Below are 7,724 nucleotides of genomic sequence, written 5' to 3'. Positions count from 1 at the left end.
CCTCGCCGCCGACCTCGCCGAGTACGGCGACCGCGTGCTGCCCCTCGCCCTGGACGTCACCAGCCCGGACGCGGCACGCGCGGCCGTCGAGGCGGCCGTCGCCCGCTTCGGGCGCGTCGACGTGCTCGTGAACAACGCGGGATACGCGAACGTGTCGCCCATCGAGACGACCGACGACGCCGACTTCCGCGCCCAGTTCGAGACCAACTTCTGGGGCGTCTACCACGTCACCAGGGCCGCGCTCCCCGTCCTGCGCCGACAGGGCGCGGGCACCGTCGTGCAGTTCTCCTCGATCGGCGGCCGGGTCGGCGGCTCGCCGGGCATCGCCTCGTACCAGGCGGCCAAGTTCGCCGTGGACGGCTTCAGCCGGGTGCTGGCCACGGAGACCGCGCCGTTCGGGGTGCGGGTCATGGTCGTCGAGCCGAGCGGCTTCGCCACCGACTGGGCCGGCTCCTCGATGACCGTCCACGAGGTGCCCGAGGCCTACGACGCGACCGTGGGCGCGATGAACCGGCTGATGCGGCAGAACACCGCCGGCGCGGCCGGGGACCCGCGCCGCGCCGCCGAGATCATCGTCCGCACGGTAGGGCGCGGCGAGATCCCGAGCCACCTTCTGCTCGGGGTGAACGCCGCGACCATGGCCCTGGACCACGACCGCCGGCGGCTCGCCGAGGCGAGCGCGTGGGAGAAGGTGAGCCGCTCGGCCGACTTCGGCGAGCCCTACCCGGTGCCGCTCCCCTCGGAAGAGGCCATGTGATCCCGGGCAACTCCCGCCCGGGGCAGGTCACTTGCCCAGGAGCAGTCCCGCGCCGCTGACGTAGACATGGATCCCGTCCTTGTCCACCGCGACCCGCTGGAGCCGCAGGTCGCCGGAGGGCGGGTTCGGGATCCGGAAGGCGAAGTCGAAGCGGTCGGCGATCTGCGGGCGGGTCAGCTTGGTCAGGGAGGTCAGCAGGGAGAGGTCGACGCCGAGCCGTTTGAGCACCTCGGGGTGGGCGAGCGCCACGTCCACGAGGTTCACCCGGGTCAGCTGGTGCAAAAAGCGCGGCGCGCCGGTGAGCCGGTGGAGCTTGTCCTCGTCGTGCAGGGCGGCGTGCACCGCGCTGTCCGGCACACCCATGCGGTGCACGATCTCCGGGACGCCCAGCAGAGCCTTGATCTTGTCCGCCTCCTGGGTGACCCGGCGCGCGGCGGCCCGGGTGAGGTGCAGCCCCTCGGTACGGCCGGTGCCGGGCCGGTAGGTCGCGAGGTCGCCGATGTCCAGCCGCATCCCGTCCACCGAGGTACTGATGCCGCGGTCCCCGTCGCGCTGGATGTGGGCGTCGGCACGCACCCGCACATCGTGCCCGGCCAGCCGCAGCGAGCCGAGCGCCCTGATCCGGCCAGGGCCCTGGGCGCTGAACGCCACCTGGGAGGCGCCCAGTTCACGGTTCATGTCGGCGAAGGACAGCAGCACCTGGCCGTGCACCTGGTGAACGAGGGCTCCCCGTACGGCCGTCGGGCCGTCGCCGTCGATGCGTATGTCGCGTGCGGTGGCGGTGACCTGCGTCAGGGTGACCCGGTCGGCCGGTACGTCCGGGACGGTGACCTGCACCGAGTCCAGCCGCTGGTCCAGGAGTTGGGTCAGGAACGGGAAGCCGCCGATCCGCACCTCGGGGGCGGCGGTCAGATGCAGCCGGTCCTTGAGCCGGTCGGCGGCCTGCCGCTCGGCGTAGAGCAGCGCCCAGCGGTCGGCCAGGGCGACGAGGCAGGCGAAGGTGAGCACCCAGACGGTCAGCCTGAGCATGGTGGGCAGCCCGGTGGCCCGGTTGCGGCGGCGGCCCCGGCGCCTGTGGTTGGGTGGTGCCCAGGCGTCGTCGGTGTCGTCGTCCCGCTGGTCAGGGGCTTCGTCCGCGCGGAGGAAGTCGTCCAGTGGGCCGTCCTGCGGGCCGCCCGCGGGATCCTCCGCGAGTGCGGCCAGTTCGTCGTAGGGACTTCGCGCGGACGGAACCCGGTCGGGGCCGGGTCCGTCGGAGTGAGCGAGGTGATGCGTCGGTGTGTGGGGGGTACGCATCGGCAGATTTGATCACATAACCCCACCGGGCTCGCAACTCTGACGAGGCACCGGCCGGGGAATGGCCCGATTCGCACGCGTTATCGAGCCATGCGTAACTCGCCTCTGCGCGACCGCCGTTGGACACTGGCGGCGACGGCTTTGTGAAGGACGGAAAGGATGACCTCCATGACGGCAAGGGACACCGGACGTTTCGTGGGCAGGGCCGCCGTAGTGACCGGCGGCAGCCGGGGGATCGGGGCGGCGGTGGCCAGGCGCCTGGCGGCCGAGGGCGCGGCCGTCGTCATCGGCTACCGGAGCAACCGGGCGGCGGCCGACGCGCTGGTCCGCGCGATCGAGGCGGACGGCGGCAAGGCCCTGGTCCACGGCGCGGACGTGGCCGATCCCGGCCAGAGCGAGGCGCTGATCGAGCGCGCGGTCGCGGAGTTCGGCCGACTGGACGTGCTGGCCTCCTGCGCCGGCATCGAGCACTTCGGGGCCCTCGCGGATCTCACCCCGGCCGACTTCGACCGCGTCTTCGCGGTGAACACCCGCGGCCAGCTGTTCGCGGCCCAGCACGCGGCCGCCCGGATGCGGGAGGGCGGCAGGATCGTGCTCACCTCCTCGGTCAGCGCGTCCCGCGCGGTCTTCGAGCACACCCTGTACGCCGCGTCCAAGGCCGCCGTGGAGTCCATGGTCCTCAATCTCTCCGCCGAACTGGGGCGGCGCGGCATCACCATCAACGCCATCGCCCCCGGCGGCACCGACACCGACATGGCCACCGAGAACGCGGCCGGATACCAGCACCCCCGGCTGCGCGGCGAGATGCCGCTCGGCCAGTGGCTGTCGGTGCACGGTGCGCTCGGCCGGCTGGCCACGCCCGAGGAGATCGCCGCGGGCTACGCCTATCTGGCCAGCGACGACGCCGCGTACATGACCGGCCGTACGCTCCCCGTGGACGGCGGCTTCTTCTGAGCCGTGCCGGACGGCTGCGGGCGGCGCTGCGGGCGATGAGCCACGACGGTCCGGACGGCCGGTGATCACGACTGCCCGGAGCGCACCGGATCGTCGGCCGCCTCCTGCGGCCGCTTCCCGCCCCCGGAGCGCGTCCGCCGGTCCCGCTGCCAGTCGAACGTGGCGAGCGCCAGGGACGCCACCATGCCGATGAGCGCGGCGCCCAGCGCGATGACGACGGCGGCGCGGTAGTCCTGGTGCCGGCCGAGCACCAGGTAGTAGAGGCCGGGCAGCGCGGCCGTGCCCACCGCCGCGCCGAGCCGCTGCCCGGTCTGGAGCGCGCCGCCCGCCGCGCCCGCCATGCGCACCGGTACGTCCCGCAGCGTCATCGTGAAGTTGGGCGAGACCACGAAGCCACCGCCGATCCCGCCGAGGAACAGCACCGGGGCGGCGACCCAGGGGGCGCTGCCGAGGTCCGCGTAGTGCAGCAGCAGCGCGGTGCCGCCCAGGCCGAGGATCACGCCCACCAGACCGCACACGGTGAGCAGCCGGCCCAGCCGCTCGACCATCCGCCCGGCCACCACGGCCGCGAACGCGGAGCCCACGGCGAAGGGGGTCACGGCGAGCCCGGAGCGCAGCGGGGAGAAGCCCAGACCGTGCTGGAAGAAGAGCGCGAAGACCAGCCACACCCCGCTGAAGCCGATGAAGTACAGCGTGCCGACGCCCGCGCCGACCGCGTAGCCGCGCACGGTGCTGAACAGCCGCGGATCCAGCAGCGGCTGATCGCCCTTGGCCACCAGACGCCGCTGCCACTGCGCGAAGGCGAGGAGCACGACGGCACCGACCGGGAACAGCCACCACAGCCGCTCGATCCCGCCGGAGTCCGCCTGGACCAGCGGATACATCAGCGCGAGCACCCCGAGGCCGAGGAGCAGGACACCGGTGGCGTCCACATGGCCCCGCCCGGACCCCTGGACGCGGGGCAGCAGCCGGCGACCGAGCAGTACGGCGAGGATGCCGATCGGCACATTGACGTAGAAGATCCACCGCCAGCCGTCGGCGCCGGAGGCCAGCGCGAGGATGATGCCGCCGGTGATGGGGCCGACGGCCGAGGAGATGCCGACGGTCGCGCCGAAGAAGCCGAAGGCCCGGCCGCGTTCCGCGCCCCGGAACAGCTGCTGGATGAGCGCGGAGTTCTGGGGCGCCATGAAGCCGGCCGCGAGGCCCTGCGCGAGGCGGGCCACCACCAGCAGCGTGATGTTCGGGGCCGCCCCGCAGGCCGCGCTGAACAGCACGAAGGCGCTGAGCGCGAACAGGAAAATGCGGCGCCGGTCCAGGGCGTCGCCGAGCCGCCCGGCGGTGACGAGGGCCAGGGCGAAGGTCAGCGCGTATCCGGACACCACCCACTGCACCTGGGCGGGGGAGGCCCCAAGATCGCGCTGGATGGTGGGCAGGGCGACCGCCACGATCGTCACGTCCAGCAGGCTCATGAAACCGGCCACCAGCGTCACCCACAGGGCTCGCCACCGGCGCGGATCCGGCTGGTAGCCGGTGTCCTGAGCCCCCTGGCCGCGGCCGCCTGCCGCCGACGTCGACGTAGTCACCTGGGCTCCTCTCCGCTGGGGCCCCGCCTGAAGGATTCAGGTTCCCCGACCGGGGCATGTGCACACACCTCTCACTGCAACCGCAAAGGGCGGGAAGAAAGTCCGCCCGGCGGACCCGCGCGACCCCGTCGCCAAGATCCCGTTGTCAGTGCCGGCTGCGAGGCTTGGACCATGAACGGCGACGACGAGCAGCTGCTGCGCGGCCGGGTCTACGGCCACGACCACGACGACCCCGGCCCACGCCCCGACCGCAGGTACGCCCAACTGGTCGGCGGCCCCCTGGACGGCCTGCTCCTGGACATCACCGACCGGGCCGAAGAGGCCCCCGCCACGGGCGTCCCGCTGCGCACCGAGCTGGGCAGGTACGGCATCGGCGGCCGGGCGATATACACCCCGCGCCCCGGTGACCGCACCCGTCTCGACTGGAGCGGCGACATCCCCTGAGGGCCACCGGACCGGAGCGTCATCCACTCAGAGTAGCCGAGTGAGCGCCGTACGGAGCGGTTGGTTTGAGGGCGCGAGATCTGCGCAGGCGTTGGCGTGTGCAATGTGACCGGCGAAAGGAACACCGTGATGACGGCGACTGACCAAGAGAACCCGGTGGATCCGGTGGATCCCGCCGCGGTCAGGCGCCACCGGATGCTCTTTCGCGCCATCGAGAAACGACGCCACCCGAAGCTGCGCCGCAGCGACATCACGGTGACCGACGAACCGGCCGTCAAACGCGCCACCAAGGCGGCCGCTCTCGGCAACGCGATGGAGTGGTACGACTTCGGCATCTACAGCTATCTGGCCGCGACCCTGGGCAAGGTCTTCTTCCCCTCGGACAATCACACCGCCCAGCTGCTGAGCACCTTCGCGACGTTCGCGGTCGCCTTCCTGGTGCGGCCCATCGGCGGCATGGTCCTCGGGCCGCTCGGCGACAAGATCGGCCGCAAGACGATCCTCGCCCTCACCATGATCATGATGGCGATCGGCACCTTCGCCATCGGCCTGATCCCCTCGCACGGCACGATCGGCATCTGGGCGCCGGCCCTGCTGATCTTCTTCCGGCTGGTGCAGGGCTTCTCGACCGGCGGTGAGTACGGCGGCGCCTCCACCTTCATCGCCGAGTACGCGCCGGACAAACGGCGCGGTTACTTCGGCAGCTTCCTGGAGTTCGGCACGCTCGCCGGGTACGTCGGGGCGTCCGGCCTCGTCGTCGCCCTGACCAGCCTGCTCAGCGACGACCAGATGCTGCACTGGGGCTGGCGCATCCCCTTCCTGGTCGCGGCCCCGCTCGGCCTCATCGGCCTGTATCTGCGGCTCAAGCTGGACGAGACGCCCGCCTTCCAGAAGCTGGAGGGTGGCCAGGCCAGGGCGACCGAGGCCGCCGACGCGGTGGAGACCTCGGCCGCCGCCGACCTCGGCAAGATCTTCACCCGCTACTGGCGGCCGCTGCTGCTGTGCGTCGCCCTGGTGGCCGCGTACAACATCACCGACTACATGCTGCTGTCGTACATGCCGACCTATCTGTCCGACGAACTCGGCTACGACACCAATCACGGGCTGCTGATCCTGCTGATCGTGATGGTCCTCCAGATGTGCGTCATCAACCAGGTCGGCCGCCTCTCCGACCGTTTCGGCCGTAAACCGCTGCTGATGACCGGCATGCTCGGCTTCCTGGTCCTGTCGGTGCCCTCGTTCCTGCTCATCCGGCAGGGCGACATCGTCCTGATCACCCTGGGCCTGCTGCTGATGGGCCTGTCCCTGGTGGCCATGCTCGGCACCATGTCGGCCGCCCTCCCGGCGATCTTCCCGACGCATGTCCGCTACGGCTCCCTGTCGGTCGCCTACAACTTCTCCGCCTCGCTCTTCGGCGGCACCACCCCGCTGGTGATCACGGCCCTGATCGGCGTCTTCCACACCAATCTGATGCCGGCGTTCTACGCCATGGGCGCGGCGGCCGTGGGCGTCGTCGCGGTGCTGGCCATGAAGGAGACGGCGAACAAGCCGCTGGACGGCTCCCCGCCGTCCGTGGAGTCGGAGGCCGAGGCCGCCGAACTGGTCAGGGCCCAGTCACCGGACCCCAAGTTCTGACGAGCCCACCGCACCCGCAGGACCGGACCACCGGGCGCCTCACCGCGCCCGGTGGTCCGGCACGCGCAGGGCGAGCAGGGTGACATCGTCGTCGAACAGCCGGCCGCGCCCCGTGACCAGCTCGGCGCACAGCCGCTCCAGCGGGGCGTCGAGCAGGCCCATGGCCTGATCGGCCAGCGCGGCCATGCTCGCGTCGATGTCCTGCCCCCGGCGCTCCACCAGCCCGTCGGTGAACAGCAACAGGGTGCTGCCCGGGGGAAGCCGCTGCGCATGGTCGTACCGGGGGACGGTGGGGTCGACGCCCACCGGGATGCCATGGCGGGCCGGCGAGAGAAAGCGGGCGCCGAGGCCGGGGTGGAGCAGCAGCGGCGGGGGGTGCCCCGCGTTGCTCCAGCGCAGGACGAACTCATCGGCGACGCGCTCCAGACGGGTGAGCACCAGGGTGGCGGTGGGCGGCTCGGCGAACATCGTCAGGGCGCGGTCCAGCTTCGAGACGACCAGACTGGGCGGCCCGCCGTGGTCGAAGACCAGCGCCCGCAGCATGTTGCGGATCTGCGCCATGATCGGGGCGGCCGCCACGGCGTGACCGGTGACATCGCCGATGACGAGGGAGACCGCGCCGTCCGGCAGGAGCACGGCGTCGCACCAGTCCCCGCCGAGGCGGGGCAGCTCGGAGGCCGGCTCGTAGCGCAGCTCGCACACGAGCGGGCTCAGGTCCGGCAGCGCGGGCAGCATGCGCAACTGGAAGTGCATCGCCACCCGCTTGAGGTCCTGGTAGAGGCGGGCGTTCTCGATGCTGACGCTCGCGGCGCTGGCCAGCGCGGTCAGGATGGCCTCGTCGTCGTCCGTGAACGGCGTGCTGTCCGCCTTGTCCGCGAGGTAGAGATTGCCGTACACGGTGTCCCGCACGGTCAGCGGGACGCCCAGCAGCGTGGTCATCCTCGGATGGCAGGGCGGGAAGCCGACCGAGCGGGGGTCACGCCGTGGCGGCCGCCCCGATCATGGCGCAGATCCGCAACATGCTGCGGGCGCTGGTCTTCGACCACGGCGGGCCG

At 71.9% G+C, this 7,724-nt stretch carries 7 protein-coding genes and 1 pseudogene; 4 read left to right on the top strand and 4 right to left on the bottom strand.

Features of this window, described 5'->3' with window-relative positions:
* Nucleotides 1-757, top strand: a 757-nt coding sequence (locus CCN72_RS11530) for an SDR family NAD(P)-dependent oxidoreductase (RefSeq protein ID WP_086807440.1), incomplete at its 5' end; no start/stop codon positions are given.
* Between the two features lie 27 nt (nucleotides 758-784).
* Here CCN72_RS11530 and CCN72_RS11525 read toward each other — a convergent pair.
* Complete coding sequence (locus CCN72_RS11525) at nucleotides 785-2,053, bottom strand: LmeA family phospholipid-binding protein (RefSeq protein WP_086807439.1); 1,269 nt, start codon at nucleotides 2,051-2,053, stop codon at nucleotides 785-787.
* A 168-nt stretch (nucleotides 2,054-2,221) separates the two neighbouring features.
* On the opposite strand from CCN72_RS11525, the gene CCN72_RS11520 reads away from it, so the two are divergent.
* Entirely contained in the window at nucleotides 2,222-3,007 is a 786-nt protein-coding gene (locus tag CCN72_RS11520) for an SDR family NAD(P)-dependent oxidoreductase (protein ID WP_086807442.1), read from the top strand.
* Nucleotides 3,008-3,072: 65 nt separating this feature from the next.
* Here CCN72_RS11520 and CCN72_RS11515 read toward each other — a convergent pair whose 3' ends face one another.
* A complete protein-coding gene (locus tag CCN72_RS11515) occupies nucleotides 3,073-4,590 on the bottom strand; it encodes an MFS transporter (RefSeq protein ID WP_107430089.1) in 1,518 nt (505 codons plus the stop codon).
* Nucleotides 4,591-4,761: 171 nt separating this feature from the next.
* Here CCN72_RS11515 and CCN72_RS11510 point away from each other — a divergent pair, with 171 nt between their 5' ends.
* Nucleotides 4,762-5,034 carry a hypothetical protein gene (locus CCN72_RS11510; protein WP_086807438.1) on the top strand — a complete coding sequence of 91 codons (273 nt, stop codon included), beginning with the start codon at nucleotides 4,762-4,764 and terminating at the stop codon, nucleotides 5,032-5,034.
* A gap of 129 nt (nucleotides 5,035-5,163) precedes the next feature.
* Complete coding sequence (proP, locus tag CCN72_RS11505; protein WP_086807437.1) at nucleotides 5,164-6,669, top strand: glycine betaine/L-proline transporter ProP; 1,506 nt, start codon at nucleotides 5,164-5,166, stop codon at nucleotides 6,667-6,669.
* A 39-nt stretch (nucleotides 6,670-6,708) separates the two neighbouring features.
* On the opposite strand, the gene CCN72_RS11500 is transcribed toward proP, so the two are convergent.
* Complete coding sequence (locus CCN72_RS11500) at nucleotides 6,709-7,404, bottom strand: PP2C family protein-serine/threonine phosphatase (protein ID WP_341868872.1); 696 nt, start codon at nucleotides 7,402-7,404, stop codon at nucleotides 6,709-6,711.
* Between the two features lie 66 nt (nucleotides 7,405-7,470).
* Nucleotides 7,471-7,641 (bottom strand): annotated as a pseudogene (locus CCN72_RS41515) (GAF domain-containing protein); the annotation flags it as partial.
* Nucleotides 7,642-7,724: the final 83 nt, after the last annotated feature.

Source organism: Streptomyces murinus (assembly GCF_002154555.1).
Taxonomy (GTDB): domain Bacteria; phylum Actinomycetota; class Actinomycetes; order Streptomycetales; family Streptomycetaceae; genus Streptomyces; species Streptomyces murinus.
Note: the sequence above shows the minus strand (reverse complement) of the source record. Positions and strands in the feature narration are given on the sequence as shown.